The organism is Homoserinimonas sp. A447 (assembly GCF_054489325.1).
Genome location: NZ_JBTMWW010000001.1, coordinates 126,161 through 141,711, shown reverse-complemented (window position 1 = coordinate 141,711; position 15,551 = coordinate 126,161). Strand labels below are relative to the sequence as shown.

The 15,551-nt window shown below is 61.1% G+C and carries 13 protein-coding genes; 6 read left to right on the top strand and 7 right to left on the bottom strand.

The features are described 5' to 3' along the window. Nucleotides 1–26: 26 nt before the first annotated feature. A complete protein-coding gene (locus tag ACX3O0_RS00675) occupies nucleotides 27–986 on the bottom strand; it encodes a GDP-mannose 4,6-dehydratase (RefSeq protein WP_459106430.1) in 960 nt (319 codons plus the stop codon). A 4-nt stretch (nucleotides 987–990) separates the two neighbouring features. Beyond that, a complete protein-coding gene (locus ACX3O0_RS00670; protein WP_459106429.1) occupies nucleotides 991–1,971 on the bottom strand; it encodes a GDP-mannose 4,6-dehydratase in 981 nt (326 codons plus the stop codon). Between the two features lie 88 nt (nucleotides 1,972–2,059). Here ACX3O0_RS00670 and ACX3O0_RS00665 point away from each other — a divergent pair, with 88 nt between their 5' ends. Next, nucleotides 2,060–3,352: an O-antigen ligase family protein gene (locus tag ACX3O0_RS00665; protein WP_459106428.1), complete on the top strand. Its 1,293-nt coding sequence runs from the start codon at nucleotides 2,060–2,062 to the stop codon at nucleotides 3,350–3,352. A gap of 2 nt (nucleotides 3,353–3,354) precedes the next feature. Here ACX3O0_RS00665 and ACX3O0_RS00660 read toward each other — a convergent pair whose 3' ends face one another. Next, the gene (locus ACX3O0_RS00660) at nucleotides 3,355–4,035 is read right to left on the bottom strand and encodes an acyl-ACP--UDP-N- acetylglucosamine O-acyltransferase (protein WP_459106427.1); all 681 of its coding nucleotides are present in this window, start codon (nucleotides 4,033–4,035) and stop codon (nucleotides 3,355–3,357) included. Between the two features lie 111 nt (nucleotides 4,036–4,146). Here ACX3O0_RS00660 and ACX3O0_RS00655 point away from each other — a divergent pair, with 111 nt between their 5' ends. The 3 genes from ACX3O0_RS00655 to ACX3O0_RS00645 all read left to right on the top strand — a co-directional run bounded on the left by ACX3O0_RS00655 (nucleotide 4,147) and on the right by ACX3O0_RS00645 (nucleotide 8,498). Next, entirely contained in the window at nucleotides 4,147–5,247 is a 1,101-nt protein-coding gene (locus tag ACX3O0_RS00655; protein WP_459106426.1) for a DegT/DnrJ/EryC1/StrS family aminotransferase, read from the top strand. A 2-nt stretch (nucleotides 5,248–5,249) separates the two neighbouring features. Further along, entirely contained in the window at nucleotides 5,250–6,215 is a 966-nt protein-coding gene (locus ACX3O0_RS00650; RefSeq protein ID WP_459106425.1) for a Gfo/Idh/MocA family protein, read from the top strand. A 411-nt stretch (nucleotides 6,216–6,626) separates the two neighbouring features. Continuing rightward, entirely contained in the window at nucleotides 6,627–8,498 is a 1,872-nt protein-coding gene (locus tag ACX3O0_RS00645) for a glycosyltransferase (protein ID WP_459106424.1), read from the top strand. 13 nt (nucleotides 8,499–8,511) lie between these two features. Here ACX3O0_RS00645 and ACX3O0_RS00640 read toward each other — a convergent pair whose 3' ends face one another. Beyond that, the gene (locus ACX3O0_RS00640; RefSeq protein WP_459106423.1) at nucleotides 8,512–9,480 is read right to left on the bottom strand and encodes an NAD-dependent epimerase/dehydratase family protein; all 969 of its coding nucleotides are present in this window, start codon (nucleotides 9,478–9,480) and stop codon (nucleotides 8,512–8,514) included. Beyond that, a complete protein-coding gene (locus ACX3O0_RS00635) occupies nucleotides 9,480–10,481 on the bottom strand; it encodes a glycosyltransferase (RefSeq protein WP_459106422.1) in 1,002 nt (333 codons plus the stop codon). The genes ACX3O0_RS00640 and ACX3O0_RS00635 overlap by 1 nt, the downstream gene beginning before the upstream one ends. Before the next feature lie 98 nt (nucleotides 10,482–10,579). Here ACX3O0_RS00635 and ACX3O0_RS00630 point away from each other — a divergent pair, with 98 nt between their 5' ends. Further along, complete coding sequence (locus tag ACX3O0_RS00630) at nucleotides 10,580–11,032, top strand: GtrA family protein (RefSeq protein WP_459106421.1); 453 nt, start codon at nucleotides 10,580–10,582, stop codon at nucleotides 11,030–11,032. 35 nt (nucleotides 11,033–11,067) lie between these two features. Here ACX3O0_RS00630 and ACX3O0_RS00625 read toward each other — a convergent pair whose 3' ends face one another. Continuing rightward, the gene (locus tag ACX3O0_RS00625) at nucleotides 11,068–12,519 is read right to left on the bottom strand and encodes a DUF2142 domain-containing protein (protein ID WP_459106420.1); all 1,452 of its coding nucleotides are present in this window, start codon (nucleotides 12,517–12,519) and stop codon (nucleotides 11,068–11,070) included. Between the two features lie 368 nt (nucleotides 12,520–12,887). Beyond that, nucleotides 12,888–14,396: a DUF2142 domain-containing protein gene (locus tag ACX3O0_RS00620; protein WP_459106419.1), complete on the bottom strand. Its 1,509-nt coding sequence runs from the start codon at nucleotides 14,394–14,396 to the stop codon at nucleotides 12,888–12,890. A gap of 74 nt (nucleotides 14,397–14,470) precedes the next feature. Here ACX3O0_RS00620 and ACX3O0_RS00615 point away from each other — a divergent pair, with 74 nt between their 5' ends. Next, nucleotides 14,471–15,550 carry a glycosyltransferase family 2 protein gene (locus tag ACX3O0_RS00615; RefSeq protein ID WP_459106418.1) on the top strand — a complete coding sequence of 360 codons (1,080 nt, stop codon included), beginning with the start codon at nucleotides 14,471–14,473 and terminating at the stop codon, nucleotides 15,548–15,550. The last annotated feature ends 1 nt before the right edge of the window (nucleotide 15,551 follow it).

The following is a 15,551-nucleotide window of genomic DNA, read 5'->3' as shown; positions in this document are numbered from 1 at the left end:
TCATCATCTTATGTGAATTGAAATGCTTACAACAGCGCCAGGTCGGCCTCGACCATCCGCTGCACCACGTCGCTGAAGCCGACGGTGGGTTCCCATCCGAGTACGCGGCGGGCCTTGCTGCTGTCGGCCACCTGGAGTGTCGGGTCGGCTGGCCGGGCGAAGGCGGGGTCGAGCCGCATGTGTCGCTCCCAGTCGGCAATTCCGGCGGCGGCGAATGCCTCCTGCACGAACTCGCGCACGGTGTGCGATACCCCGGTGCCGATGACGTAGTCGTCAGCGAAGTCGTGCGCTGCGGCGAGCCGAATCGCTTCCACGTAGTCGGGGGCCCATCCCCAGTCCCGGCGAACGTCGAGGGTGCCGAGGGTGAGCGTTTCATCGAGCCCCCGGGCGATGCGGGCGACGCCTTGGGTGATTTTCCGCGTCACGAAACTGGCCGGTCGCAGGGGCGATTCGTGGTTGTAGAGGATGACGGACGACGCGTGCAACCCGCGCGCCCGGTAGCTGCCAACGAGGAAGTGGCCGAGCGCCTTCGCCGCCCCATAAGGCGACACCGGTGCGATCGGCGTCGACTCGTTCTGCGGGCTGTCGGCGGCGTTGCCGAAGATCTCGGCGCTGGACGCCTGAACAACCCGTGGGCTCAAGCCGGAATCCTGCAACTGCCAGGCGGCATCCAGCAGCACCGCGACGGGGGTTCCGGTGCTGGCCAGGGTTTCCACCGGGTCGGTCCAGGAGGCGGCGACGGATGTCTGCCCGGCCAGGCTGTACACCTCACCCGGGCGCAGGTCGAGTACCAGTCCGCGGAGGCGAACGGAGTCGCGCACGTCGCAGGCGTGCAACTCGACGCCGTCGATGGTGGCTTCGCTGCCGGGCCGCACAATGCCGTGCACCTGGTAGCCGCGCTCGACCAGGTCGCGGCTCAGATACCGGCCGTCCTGGCCCGTGATGCCAGTGATGAGCGCAGTGCCGGTGATCAGCGCGGTGGGCATCCGCTCAGGTCGCCTTGGCTTCGGTGGCGAGGTCGGCATCCACCATCATGTGAACCAGTTCTGCGAAGTGGACCGTCGGTTCCCAGCCCAGCTGCCGTTTGGCTTTGCCCGCGTCGCCAATCAGCACGTCGACTTCGGCCGGCCGCATGTAGCGTTCGTCCTGGTCGACGTGACCGCTCCAGTCGTCGATCCCGATCCGGGCGAAGGCAAGGTCGAGCAGGGTTCGCAACGTGTGGGTGATTCCGGTGGCGATGACGTAGTCGTCGGCTTCGTCCTGCTGCAGCATCAGCCACATCGCCTCGACGTAGTCGCCGGCGTATCCCCAGTCGCGGCTGGCGTCGAGGTTGCCCAGCGTGATGGTTGCCTGTTTTCCGTGGGCGATGCGGGCGACCGCCTGTGACACCTTGCGGGTGACGAACTCAGGGCCCCGCCGGGGGGACTCATGGTTGAAGAGCATCCCGGATGATGCGTGCATCCCGTACGACTCGCGATAGTTGATGGTCATGTGGTGGGCGAACGCCTTGGCGACTCCGTACGGTGACCTTGGCCAGAGCAGGGTGGTTTCTCGTTGCGGCGTCTCTTGCGCCTTGCCGAACATCTCGGAGCTGGACGCCTGGTAGAACCGCACTGTGCCGCTATTGGGGCCTTCATACAGACGGATGGCTTCAAGCATGTTGAGCGCGCCCTTGGCCGTCACGTCCGTGGTGAGTGCGGCGTTCTCCCACGAGTAGGCGACGAAGGAGACGGCGCCCAGGTTGTAGACCTCGTCCGGCCGGGCGATGCTGACGGCGCGGATGAGGCTGGAAAGGTCCGTGAGGTCACCGAACAGGAGGGTGGCGTGGGGAAGCGCTTTGCGAACCAACTCCAGTTTGGGGTTGTTCTGCCCCCGCACCAGGCCGAACACCTGGTAGCCCTTGGCTGTGAGCAGTTCGCCCAGGTACAGGCCGTCCTGACCGGTGATGCCGGTGATGAGGGCGCGTTTCATTGTCGAGTTCCTGACGTCGGGTGCGGCGGATGCGCTCCCACTCTATTGCCGACAAACGCACCGCCCAGACGGTAGCTTTGATCGCACCATGTCGAGCCCCACTCCCGTTCAAGCCGCACTGCTGGCGTTCTTCGGTTCGGCACGTCTGGCCTCTGCGTTGTCGACTGCCGCGATCGGTCTCGGAGTGTTCGCCTGGGCGCTGCACAACACGATCGGCTGGGCCGGGCTGATCGGAATGCTGGGAGCCCTGATCGCGCTGTGCTCGGGTTCTCTCTTCGCGAGGCGCAGTTCCATCGATTGGACCGGCCTGGTGCCGATTTCGCTGCTGCTCTTCGTCGGCTGGGCCGGGGCATCCGTCTTCTGGAGCCAATACCAGTGGGCGACTGTCGGTGGCGTCGCGTATTTGGTCGGCTTCACCGGGCTGGGGTTGTACGTCGCGCTGGTGCGGGACACGATCCAGATCATCCGGAGTTTCGGCGACGTGTTGCGCTTCCTCCTGGTTGCCTCCATCGTGCTCGAGGTCTTCTCCGGACTCCTCGTGGACACCCCCATTCGTTTTCTGGGAATCGCCGGCAACCTGGACGAGGGCGGCCCCATTTCGGGCCTGCTCGGCAACCGCAATGAGTTGGGGCTCCTCACCGTCGTGGCAGGGATCAGCTTCGCGATCGAGTGGCGCACCCGGTCGGTAACTGCTCCGCTGGCGATCGGCTCGATCTCGCTGGCCATGATCACTCTGGCTCTCACAAAATCGCCGATCGCCTGGGGCACCGCCGCGGTGGCTGCGGCCGCCATGCTGGTGCTGTACGGAATTCGCCGACTGCCCCAGGCTCGTCGGCGGGTGTGGCAGTTTGTGGCGCTGGGAGCCGCCGCGGTGAGCGTACTGGCTGTATGGGTTCTGCGTAGCCCCATCGTTGACGCCCTCAACGCGGGGGGCGAACTGAATTTCCGTTTGCGCCTATGGCAGCAGATCTGGTCGCTGGTGCCTCTCCACTCTGTGGAGGGATGGGGATGGGTCGGCCAGTGGAACACCGACATTCCGCCGTTCTCGCTGTTGGGTCCAAGTCCCGCTCGGCCGAGCACATCCGCGGTGAACGCGTTCCTGGATGTCTGGTTGCAGCTGGGCATCATCGGAGTCGCCGCGTTCGTACTGTTGATCGGGCTGGCCTTCGTGCGCTCCTGGCTTCTCGCGGTGCGGCAGCGCAGTGTGATTTTCACCTGGCCAGCTATTGTTCTTGCTGCCCTGGTCACGGTGTCGCTGGCCGAGAGCAGCATCCTGATCGAGTTCGGCTGGCTCACCTTCGTGATCTGCTGCGTGAAGGCATCACAGAACCTGAGTTGGCGAACGGCATTCCGCCCCCCGCTGGAGCCGGACCCTCTCTAGAGTTACAGCCAACCCGTGAAATGCGCGGCAAGTGCAGGGTTCGCCGCGAGCAGTGCGAGATCGGCGTTTCCCTCGGCGAAAGCGGCATCCACCTGATCGATGGCGTCGGTTGGGATTCCGCCGCGCTCCATGCCGATGCGGTTGATGCCGTGAACACGAGCCGGGTTTCCGTATGCCTTGGCGAAGGGCAAAATGTCTCGGGTCACCACCGCGCCCATCCCGATCATGGTTCCAGCACCAATTCGTACCCGTTGGTGCACCGCAGTACCAAGTCCCAGGTTGGCGCCCTCCCCTAAGTTCACATGCCCTGCCAAGAGCACGCTGGACGCGAGAGTCACCCCGTTCGCGAGGTGACAGTCATGAGCTATATACACCTGGTTCATGACGAACAAGTCGTCGCCAAGCTGGGTCTGTCCCTTCCATCCCTGGTGAATCTGGGCGTATTCGCGGATGACATTCCGGTCTCCGATAACCACCCCATTCCCTGCTGGCTGGGCGGTGTCGCGCGGATGCTCGACCGACCGCACCTCCGGAGGCGCCCCTATCACCACTCCGGCTCCAATCCAATTGTCATCGCCGATAGTGACCGGACCAGTGATGACAACGAGTGGACCCACGGTGTTGCCTGCACCGAGCGTCACATCACCCGAGATGATGGCTGTCGGGTGGATGGTGTTCGACACGGATTGCCCCTCGTTCGCTGCGATTCCGGCACCCACGCGTGCCGCGGCTCTCCCACGGTAGGTTATAGGTGCACGTTTTTCTGCCCCAACCATTCTCCCTCGTGAGGTCTCATGATTCCTATCACTTCCGTTCGTTTCGGCGCCGAGGAGGAGGAGCTGGTTCTTCAGGTTCTTCGATCCGGCTCCATCGCGCAAGGGCCGATGGTGAAGCGTTTCGAAGACCGCTTCGCCGAGATGACGGGCGTGAAGCACGCTGTCGCGGTCAATAACGGCACGACTGCCCTGGTCGCGGCGCTCGAAGTCATGGATTTGGATCCCGGTGACGAGGTGCTCACGACCCCATTCACCTTTGTCGCCACGGTCAACGCGATATTGGAAGCCGGCGCAACGGTGACCTTCGCCGATATCCGCGAAGACGACTTCAATATCGATCCCGTCTCGGTGGAGCAGCGGGTCACCGACCGAACCAAAGTACTGGCTCCCGTGCATCTCTACGGGCAGATGGCTGACATGGCCCCCTTGGTGAAGCTGGCAGACGAGCGCGGGCTGCGAATTCTTGAAGATGCTGCACAATCGCACCTGGCCACCTACAACGGTGAAGCAGCCGGGACTTTCGGAGTCGGCACCTTCTCGTTCTACGCCACCAAAAATCTGACAACAGGTGAGGGCGGGATGATTACCACAAACGACGACGTTATCGCCGATCGTTTGCGCGTGCTTCGCAACCAGGGGATGCGCGAACGCTATGTGTACGAGGTTGCCGGACACAACTACCGACTGACCGACCTTCAGGCCGCCGTTGGCATCCCCCAGCTGGAGAGGTACGACGCGATTGTCGCCTCGCGCAAGGCGAATGCATCCCGGCTGTCAGCAGGGCTTGCGGGTGTTCCCGGGATCGTTGCGCCGCGCGAGTTCGAGGGTCGCAGCCACGTTTGGCACCAATACACCATCCGGGTCACGGAAGACGCCGCGCTCGGGCGAGACGAGTTCGTTGCGAAGCTGCACGAGGCTGGAGTCGGGGCAGGAATTTACTACCCGAAACTCATCGGCGACTATGACGCCTACCGCGACAACCCGCGAGTGATACTCAGTGAAACACCGGTCGCCGCCAGGGTGGCGCAACAGGCAGTGTCGCTCCCAGTTCACCACTGGCTGTCGGATGACGACATTGCGGTCATCATCGACACGGTTGCCTCGCTGGTGACCAAGTAGCCATGGCGCTCAAGCACATTGCCCTCGTGGGCGCGGGCACCATGGGAAGCCATCATGCACGCGTAATCAGCCAGTCGACCCGCGCGTCACTGGCTGTGCTGGTCGATCCTCGCGAATCTGTGGGGCGGCCGATCGCCGAGAGGTTCGGTGCGACCTGGGCTCCAGAAATTCCTCCACTCGGTGACATTGACGGCGTCGTTATTGCCGCAGCGACCGAGGCTCACTATCCCTTGGCGATGCAGGTTATTGGTGAGCAGACGCCGTTGCTCGTTGAAAAGCCGGTGGCGGACAGCCTGCTGCGAACCGAAGAGATTCTTGCGGCAGCGGACGCTCTGGACCTGCCATTCATGTGCGGTTTACTCGAGCGCTACAACCCGGCAATCTTGACGGCTCGCACCATGCTCGATTCGCCCTTCCATATCACCGCTTCGAGGCACTCCCCTTATGCCTCCCGCATTCGCACCGGTGTCGCTTGGGACCTGTTGGTGCATGACATCGACCTCGCCATCACGTTGATGAACGCCGAGCCTCAGCACATAGACGCTCGTCTTGGTTTCTTTCATCCCGATTCAGAACCGGATGCCGAGGATGTCGCTGAGACCGTGCTCGAGTTTTCTGGTGGCGCAATAGCCCAGGTTTCCGCCAGCCGAGTCGGCCAGCGAAAGATCAGGCAGTTGTCGATCTATCAAGATGACCGTTTGATTGAGCTCGACCTACTGCGTCGCGATGTCACCGTTTACCACCACATTTCAGAGAACTCGGCGGATGGGGAGGGTCGCGGATACAAGCAGCAGACCGTTATCGAGATTCCCGAGATGGTGACCAGCCAGGAACCGCTGACTACACAGTTCGACCACTTCCTCGACGTCATCGACGGCACGGTGGATGCGGCGGCAGAGAGAGCGAGCATCTTGCCTTCGCACCGCGTGATCGATGTGGTGGTCGCCAAACGACCTCCTGGAGTGTAATTCCGGATATGCACGAATCTGAGGCATGATGTTGGTTCATGCAAGCTCTAGCTCAATTGTCCTGTCCGGGATTGTGAGTGATCCGAATCGGATGGACACCTGATGAAACCAGAGTCAGCAGCGCAGTCAGTGAACAGACTTTGGCCGCGGTCGACCAGCCTCCTGCTTCTCATCGTGGGCTTTCTCCTCAGCGCGACATCATTCGCAGCGGTTGTCAGTATGCCGGAGCTTTCTTGGCATCCTGCGCGTGACGCCGAGCTGAGGGCGACGTATGAGACCTACCAGGACACCGGGACTCTCCTGATCAAGCCGACGGGTTCAGGCTCTTACGGGGTGCAGCGGCCAGCCCCTGGACCACTGACGTCGGCAACCTGGGACGATGACCCTGGCGCCTATCTAATTGCTAGCGTCATGGGCCACGTCACCAAGTCGGCTTCGCCCTACCCAGGGCTCGAGCTGGCCCAGGCTCTCTTAGTGGCCCTGCCATTGCTATGGCTTCCGACCGCCGTGGCCCGACTTTTCAAGCGGGCGCGAGCAGGAATAGCCCTCTTGTTGGTTCCGCCAATCGTGTGGTTGCTAAACCACGGGACCGTGCTGTTGGGAACGGAGTACGGCCTGGCCGATTCCGTCAGCACTCTCCGCGTATATGCCCTTTACGGGATTGCCGCTTCGCTCGCCTTTCTTTCCCTTTCTCTGATCGTCTTACTGAGCACTTATCGCCTGAGAACCCGAGTGCTGATAGCCGCGACTCTCTTGATCGGCGTGATCGCAGGTGTCGGGAACCTCACCCGCTCCCTGTCTGGGATGGGCGTAGCGCTAGCGGTCGGCGTCCTGTGGTGGATCCACGTCAACGGACGGTGGCGGTGGGCCGCGGCCGCCGCCGCCAGCATCCTGACCATCGTCGTTGCGCTGGCTGTTCAGAGCGGTGTGATGGGACTGGTGAACGCGGCCCGGGTCGAGGCGACAGGGCAGTCAGTGGAGCAGGTGCCGGACGGCCACACCGTTTGGCACTCGCTTTACTTGGGCCTGTCGTACCCCCAACCGCTCACCGGGGTGGAATCGAGATTCGACGTCACTTGGTCGGATGAATTCGGCTGGGAGAAGGCCCGCGAGGTCGACCCTGATGTTTTGGTAGCGAGTGAAGAGTACGACGCGATTCTCCAGGACCTCTATCTCGAGGAAGTCTTTGCGGACCCAATCGGTGCTCTGAAGCTGTATGTGCTCAAGGGCATCTTCCTGATCAAACACTTCGGCGCCATGACCGCTCTGATTGTGGCAGGCTTCGCCCTCACCTTCATTCGGCATCCACACCTGCGACGGCCGCTGGGCATCGTTGTTGCCATCAGCCTTCCCACCCTCGTTCTGGGCGTTGTTCCTCCAGTCCTAGTCATGCCCATGCTGTACTACTACTCCGAGCTGTCCGCTGCCCTTGGCCTGCTAGCCGCCGTCGCCTTGGGCGCCCTGACCTGGTCACTCACGACGCTGCCTTGTGAGGTGCGAGCCAAAGAACGACGCCGCCTGCGCGATCGACCACTCCCCGCAACGCTGTCGGCCGTCAGCCCCTCCGGGCTCAGCGTCATCATCGCGTCCCACGGCGAAAAAACTGCGATTGAGGCGTCGGGCACTCGTTGGGCGCACCGGCTGACCGCGGATGACGCTATCATCGTGGTCCCAACCGGTGCAACGGACACCGCCCCCGGAGTGTTGGAAGAACTGGCTGCAGGATGGTCGGGCGACTGCAGGTTCGTTGTCCTGCCGTCACAACCCGGCCTTGGGGAAGCGCTTCGGACCGGTGTGCTTGCGAGCACTGGTCGGAAGCTTGTGGTCGCTGCGGGCGCACCTGACGACATACCCGATCTTGCACAGGTGGATCAGCCCGACGTGGTCGTGGCGATCGGATCGGCCCAAGACGCCGAAACGTCGGCCGCACAGGAGTGGAGGAGCGCCAGTCACACTCGCTTCACGCAATTCCTCCGCGAAGCATTGCTGCGATCCCACGGCGCCTCGGGCCACACAACCTTCGTGGTGGACGGCACCTGGGGTCGAAGGTTTGCTTCGGTCTCGCGAGAGAACGGTCCCTTGTGGCTGGATGAGCTTGTGCTGGTCGCTGAGCAGCAAGGGCTGCAACTCGCCCGGACCCCGGCGCCCGAAGGCGTGCATACCTCGCCCACAAGCCTTTTCCTCAGCAGGGGCACGCTACAGACTTGCGCAGGCATCCTGAGACTTGCCCTGCACCGGGACGAGCATCGCGGCGAGGCGTGGTCCTCGGAACAGGCGAGCTAGGCCTAGCGGGCACCTATTTGCGGTCGCCGACCTGCCGACCACCGGGCGGGCTTAAGAAGGAACTGCGAACATCCTGCAGCGTCCGGGCAATCCCGTCGGCCAGGGTGGTGATCGGACGGTGGTCGAGATCTGGCCAGTAACGCGACTGCAAACGGAGGTCCGTGCTCTGCAGAGACGATTGAGGCGACGAGCCCATTATGATTTCGGGCCTCTTCCCAACCACTTGCCTGAACTGGCTGATTAGTCCGCCAATGTTGATTGAACGGCCAGAAGCCATGACCTTGACATGAAAAGTCGCGACTGTCGTTTGTCGTAGGTGCTCGCAACTCGCGATAATCAAATCAGCGCAGTCATCCACGAAATGGTAATCGCGCAGCGTATCCAGCGGGACAAACACCGAGAGCGGCCTCCGGGTCAAGCTTGCCAGGCAAAGGTGAGAGATCAAGCCCTGCGGTTTGGCCAGGCTCTGACCCGGTCCATAAAGGTTCGAGATCCGACCGACCAGACAGCGAAGACCGATCGACTCTGAGGAGACCCGTGCCGCCTCCTCAATCGCCAGCTTTGCGGTCCCGTAATGTCCGAGCGGACGTGCCTGAGAGAACTCGTGGAATGGAGCACCACGCGACCCCCCGTATACCCCGCCTGCCGACGAAGCCACGAATAGGACGCCCCGCTGCAGCACTTCGGCTGGAAGTGCCCTGACGGACGTTAGAAACGAATCGAACGTTGCCACCTCTTCACGGAACTCGTCCGCACTGGAACCGGTCACGCCGACCCCAGCGCACCAGAAGATCTGCCACTGGTTTCCCGCCGCGGCGCCGACGAACTCCGTCAGTCCCTGACTGAGTTGCGCCGTTGTTGATTGGGAGCCCCAGTTTGTGCGGGGGCCGTCGAAAATTGGCGCGCCTGCCGCACGGAGACTGCGGGTGATTCCCGAGCCCAGCAATCCGCCCGACCCGATCACCCAGCTGACTGCCGTCATCAGCGCCGTCTGCTGCGCCCTAGGGGGCCGTCACCCGGATCGCTTGCGATCAGGTACGGCGGTTTACCCATTGCCATATTGACCGCCATCCCCAGATATTCGGCGACCATCCCCAGGGAGAACAGCACCGCGCCGGACGCGAGAAGCAGCACGGTCATTGTCGAGGTCCAACCAGCGGGCAAGTCGACGCCCACCAGGCGTTGCACGACAAAGACGATTGCGAGGATGACACCAACGCCAGCAAAAACCACACCCATAACTGTCACGACCCGCAAAGCGCGGGTGCCGCTAGACAGAACCAGCCTCCAAAAATGACTGAGCAGCGTTCTCGCGGAGTAGCCAGAAACACGTTGGCCCTCGTCGCGAAACGTGACGTCAGCGGTTGCTGTGCGCGAGGCCACCCAACTCAGCGCAACATCCAGATACACTCCGGATCCGGCATAGGCGGCGACGCTCCTCCCCACTTCGCCGAGGATCAGCCGGAAACTCTGAAAATCTCTTGTGGCCTGGCCAGAAGCCAGACGCGACGTGAGCGCCTTCGCTGCTCGCGACGCACCATTTCTGAGTGGACCATGGGGGGGCGGGTTGGTCGGCTTGGCATAGACAACTGGCGAATAGTTTCGGAGCGCCGAGTCTATGAGCAATCCGATATCGACTGGGTCGTGCTGTCCATCCTCATCCAGGGTCGCGATCCACTCCGACCCGCTCGAGGCCATCCCCGCCAGGGTGGCCGAATGCTGCCCGAAGTTTCGACTTAACCACACTGGACGAACGAAATCGTACTGGCGCGCCAACTCACGAATCACTTCCGCAGAACCGTCTGGGCCGTTGTCGAATACCAACAGGACTTCTGCCACACGCCACTTGGCGCCGCCGACGGACGTAACCGTGTCAGTGAGTTGCGAGAGCTCCGAGGCAAGATTGCGGAGCGTTAGTTCCCCCTTATAGACCGGAATCACGACGGAAACGTGATGCGGCTGTTGTGCGGCGTCTGTGTGCATCTGGGCTTTCTTCGTCGGGCAACGAGCAGTTCTCGCGTGACTAGACTATCGAGTTGAGGTCAGCGAAACTATCGCCGTACTACCCCTTTGGAGTGTTGATGGGACGCATGGTGTCGAGGTTTCTTGGCGACCAGCGGATCCGTTTCCTTATCGTCGGTGCCACCAACACCGTGGTCGGATATCTGGTATTTGCGGCGTTGACCCGGTGGGTATTCGCCGAGATATTCTTGGGCTACCTGATCAGCCTGGCACTGTCTTACGCTTTCGCGATCACGTTCGCGTTCATCCTCTACCGGCGCTTCGTTTTCGTGGTCAAGGGGCGGGTGTTCGGCGATCTCATTCGATTCATCAGCGTTTACCTGGCTGCCATAGCTGCAAACGCGCTGGCGTTGCCATTGCTGGTAGAGATTGCTGGACTTTCGCCGCTGCTGGCACAGGCAATCATCCTGGTCGTCACCACCCTGCTCAGCTTCCTGGGCCACAAGAATTATTCGTTTCGCAGGCGTCCAGAGGCTGCCACTTCGGCCGATCCCACCGAAGACCGCTTGTAATTGCGACCGGAAAGCCGAGGAGCTGAAATAGCGCTCTAGCTCGCCAAGGTCACCAAATCGGCGTCCTGTCTCTGCACCAAGGCTGCGGAGCCCAACGTTGATTCCCGCGCCAAGTGCAAGGAAAGGGCCACCATCGCGAACCCGAATGCTATTGAGCTAATAATCCACACTGTCATAGGGGGCAACGAGTTCTCCCACCACCATTCGATACCGGCGTTGAGGTTCAGTCCGGGTGCGTCAACGCCGGTCACGTACCGACGCAGGTTTGTGTGCAGCGCTACTGAGTTCGCCACTGTGAGCAGGGCTGCCATGGATACACTCTGCACTTTCGAGAGGGCGAATACGGCGCCTCGGCGTGTCCACAGCGCAACGCCTGCGAGCATGATCAGAAGTGGGTACACGTACCGAGGCTGCACGCCTGTCCCCACCACGACCTGGTCCTTCACAAGTATGTAAAGGGGAACGATCACGAGACTGGCGAACACCACACTGAGTGCCACTGTTTTTTTCGCGAACGCGTGCTGTAGTCCCCAGAAGACCAGCGAGAAGAAAACCGCCAGCGTGGAGACCCACACGATCCCGGGCATCGCCGTATCAAGCCATCCCAGACCGACGGTCCCCAAAGCCCCAGCCCACAGCTGGGGCAGGAGTATGAGGTTCGCCAAAAGAACCCGCGTAGAATCTGCCGCCTCATCGGCCGCGCCTTCTGAGGCAAGGATGGAACTCTGACCGGAGGTTAGGAAGAAGGCCCCTGCAATCACTGCCAGCGTAATTGGCAGGATCGCCAACATTGCATACCGTCGACTGCGGTCAATCGTCAGAACGACCGCCACTACTATGGCGATCCCGGCATACACCGCTGAATCGGCCCTTGCCCCGGCACCCGCGACGGTCGCTATAACGGCGATACCTGCGAACGCCAACCGTTTCCTTCGCTCCGTTGCGTTGAAATAAGACACGAGTGAGAGCCACAAGGTCGCGGCGGAAAGCACCGCCCAGCTACTCGGATTGACGCTTGGGATGAGGAACATTCCGAGTGGAACCATCGTGATTGCGAGTCCCCAGGAGAGTACACCGCGGTGGTGCACCGGCATCAGGTAGAAAAGGAGGGTAACCACAGCAACGAAGAGCAAGGCGTTGAACGAACGCATCAGCAATATTGACGAGACGACGTCATTACCCGAAAAAACACTCATCGCTGCGTAATACACCGGTGGGTATGCTCCCAGGAAGTTGCCTCGTGCTGTGTTCACCAGCTCGCTTGAGGACGGCTCGAGACAGAGTCCGCTCTTTTCCGGATCGAATGCGAAGCACGAAGAGCTGGTGATGAGGACCTTCGGAACTAGCATCTCGCCCGCGGCCAACCCGTCAATGCACAGGTCGTCCGTTCCACCACCGCACCAGATGCTGGCCATGTGGTAATCGTCATCGGGACTTGCGCCAATCGGGGACGCGCTCGCCCAGCCCAATAGGGCAACGAGGAGCATGCTCGGCACGGTGACCAGAGTGAGGACGCCGGCGACCCGAGCGCGATGAGTTCTCATGAACTTGATCCAGCGAATAAGAGACCGCCCGAGTTGACGACCAGAACTAAATTAGACTCACCATACTCAATTCCCGGAGTCCCACAATGGGGGCCAAAATCTGGCGGCGCCTATTACTTCGTGCACCTTTCGATGGCGACCTCCGCGCGTCACGCTAGAGAGACGGCGTAGAGGTGCCCTCCGAAAATCGCGCCTGCGAACCCAACAAGCCACCGAACCAGACGGCCATGTGCCAAGATCGGGATGCTCCGCGCGATAAGAAGTTCTCGCTCCGCCGCGGGCGAGCAGGCAAGGCGCGGTTGATCCAGCTCTCAGGAGAGCGTTGCGGAACTCAACGGAACAGGTTGCGAGGAGTGACGCACATAGCGATAAACACCAAACATGGCAAGCCCGAACGCTACCGACCCGATGAACCACACTGCCATTGGTGACACCGGCATCCCCCACCACCACTCGACATCAGCATCGAGGTTGGGTCCCGGAACGTCGGTCCCGGTCACATATCTACGAATGTTCGTATGCAGCGCAAGAGAATTGGCAACGGTCAGCATGATCGTTACAGCGGAGAGTTGCACACGAGACAGCTGAAGGTCGTTGCGCCTCAAACCAAGCAAGGCTAGCCCAGCGATCATGATGAGCAACGGGTAGATGTACCTTGGCTGAACGCCATTTCCGACCATGACGCCGTCTTTGACGAGTATGTAAAGCGGAATAATGACGAGGCTGGCGAAGACGATGCCCGTCACAATTGCCTTACGCGCGTCCATTTTCTGAACTCCCCAGAAAGCTAGTCCGAAGAAGACGGCGACCGTTGATGCCCAGACAGTTGCCGGCATAGCGGTGTCAAGCCAGCCTAGGCCGGTCGTGCCCATTGCACCTGTCCACAAGGCAGGGAGTTGCGTTAGGTTCGCCCAAGCGAGCCCCAATGTGGCAGCGGGCGTCGATTTAGTTCCGGAAGTGCCGGGGTCGATCACAGAACTCTGTCCTGAAACGAAAAAGAACGCCAGAGCGACAAGCGTGAGTAGGGCCGGCATGATGGCTAGCTTCAGGTAACGCTTTGTCCGCTCGAATGTGAGAACGACCGAGACTACGATGGCGATCCCTGAGTACACCGCCGAATCACTTCGTGCACCTGCGCCCATCACCGTAACGAGCAGTGCAATGGCACCAAAAATTACACGGCTTTGCAGTGTCGGGGCCAAGAAATACGCGACGAGGGAAACCCACAGTGTGGTGCCCGAAAGCACGGCCCAGCTGCTTGGGTTGACACTCGGAATAATGAACATACCCAGGGGCACAAGCGTCGCAACTGATCCCCACAACAGCGGGCCCCTTCGGCTCCCCGGAAGCATGAAGAAAAGTGCACTCACTAAGCCAACAAAGACCAGTGCATTAAACGTTCGCATGAGCAGCACGGAAAGCTCCACGTCGGAACTGGCAAATATGTTCATCGTTGAATAGAAAACAGGAGGGTAGCTACCTACGAAGTTGCCTCGATCACTATTGATCATTTCTTCGATGGGCTGCCGATGGCACGATGCGCTCGCGGTCGAATCGAACGCATAACAGCCCGAAGACCTCAGCAGGACGGCGGGGACCCTCCGTTCGGACTCCGTGTCGCCAGCTAGGCACAGGTCGTCAAGTCCGCCAGCACACCAAATGCTGGCCATATGATATTCGTCGTCGGGGCTGGAGCCCACCGGCGAAGAGAATGCCCAGGCGACAAATGCGGTCAGGAACATGGCAGGTACCAGCGCCGCGACAATTATGCGGCGGAATCTGGTGTTACCACTCGCCCACCAGCTTCTTGCTCGTCTCATCCGGCCCATTCTTCCATCACTAAGCGTCTACCATTGACAAGGCACCACCTACGGGGCCGCGATGTAGGAGTGATTTGAGTTCTCTCGAGAAAAATGGCGACACTTTCTCGCTATCCGTGGTGATCCCTGCCTACAATTCGGCCGAGTGGCTGCCCACCACTCTCGACTCGCTCGCTAAGGCACTCCAGCGCACCTCCTGGACCGCTGAGGTTGTGGTCGTAGACGATGGCTCCACAGATGACACCGTCGCTGTCCTCTCGTCGCTTCAGAAATCCTTCCCATACCCGATTCGCATCGTCGAACAACGAAACCAGGGAGTCTTCCTTGCCGTCTGGGAGGGGCTCAAAAAGGCAAATTTCGAGCAACTGCTGATCTTGAACTCGCGACTGATCCTTCGGGAGGATGCTCTGGAGTTCGTCGAGGCGGCTCAGGCGACGGATCCGACCCGGGAGGCTTGGAACGGTCATGTCGCCACTGACCCGAGCGCACCTTTGGTTGGCCGCTTCTGGGAGGTTCCCACGCACCTCTTCTGGGGAAGCTATCTGGCCAACCCCCGCACGACGCTGATCACCAGCGAAAACTTCGACATGGTTCCCAAGGGGACTGGCTGTTTCCTCGTGCAGAAGGACCTCTTCAGACGCGCCTACGAGGTGTCGTGGCCGGACACGAATGCCCGCTTCACGTCGGATGACACGAAGCTCCTTCGATTTGTTGCCGCCCACTCGCCGATCCGGCTGGAGCCGAGCTTTTTCGCCACCTACCGTCCGCGCACAACGTTCCGGAAGTTCCTCGCGCATGCGCGTGGACGCGGCACCATGTTCGTCGATAGCTACGCGGGCACCAGTGCGGCCAGAAACGTCGTGCTGTTGCTACTGGGCATTCTTCCTCCCATCTTCCTAATCGCACTTATAGCGCTGGCTGCCGCCGGTCAATGGGCAGGGTTTTGGGTTGTGGCTGCGGTGGGGGTTGCAGCCCTCGTTGCACCGGCTATCGTCGCGGCCGCCCGGCGGTGTCCCCCGCGGGCATGCTTGTCATATCTCTGCTTTGTGGTCCCATTCGGCGTCGCGTTTTGGACCGGATTGGTACGCGGGCTGGTAGTTCATCGGAAATCATTTGCCCGGCGAGATGGGCAGAAGGAGGAACTCGCGAATTGAT

Excerpts from the sequence above, each read along its gene's own strand:
- ACX3O0_RS00675 (WP_459106430.1), bottom strand. The coding sequence starts at position 986 with ATGCCCACCGCGCTGATCACCGGCACTGCGCTCATCACTGGCATCACG.
- ACX3O0_RS00670 (WP_459106429.1), bottom strand. The coding sequence starts at position 1,971 with ATGAAACGCGCCCTCATCACCGGCATCACCGGTCAGGACGGCCTGTAC.
- ACX3O0_RS00665 (WP_459106428.1), top strand. The coding sequence starts at position 2,060 with ATGTCGAGCCCCACTCCCGTTCAAGCCGCACTGCTGGCGTTCTTCGGT.
- ACX3O0_RS00655 (WP_459106426.1), top strand. The coding sequence starts at position 4,147 with ATGATTCCTATCACTTCCGTTCGTTTCGGCGCCGAGGAGGAGGAGCTG.
- ACX3O0_RS00650 (WP_459106425.1), top strand. The coding sequence starts at position 5,250 with ATGGCGCTCAAGCACATTGCCCTCGTGGGCGCGGGCACCATGGGAAGC.
- ACX3O0_RS00645 (WP_459106424.1), top strand. The coding sequence starts at position 6,627 with ATGGGCCACGTCACCAAGTCGGCTTCGCCCTACCCAGGGCTCGAGCTG.
- ACX3O0_RS00640 (WP_459106423.1), bottom strand. The coding sequence starts at position 9,480 with ATGACGGCAGTCAGCTGGGTGATCGGGTCGGGCGGATTGCTGGGCTCG.
- ACX3O0_RS00635 (WP_459106422.1), bottom strand. The coding sequence starts at position 10,481 with ATGCACACAGACGCCGCACAACAGCCGCATCACGTTTCCGTCGTGATT.
- ACX3O0_RS00630 (WP_459106421.1), top strand. The coding sequence starts at position 10,580 with ATGGGACGCATGGTGTCGAGGTTTCTTGGCGACCAGCGGATCCGTTTC.
- ACX3O0_RS00625 (WP_459106420.1), bottom strand. The coding sequence starts at position 12,519 with ATGCTCCTCGTTGCCCTATTGGGCTGGGCGAGCGCGTCCCCGATTGGC.
- ACX3O0_RS00620 (WP_459106419.1), bottom strand. The coding sequence starts at position 14,396 with ATGAGACGAGCAAGAAGCTGGTGGGCGAGTGGTAACACCAGATTCCGC.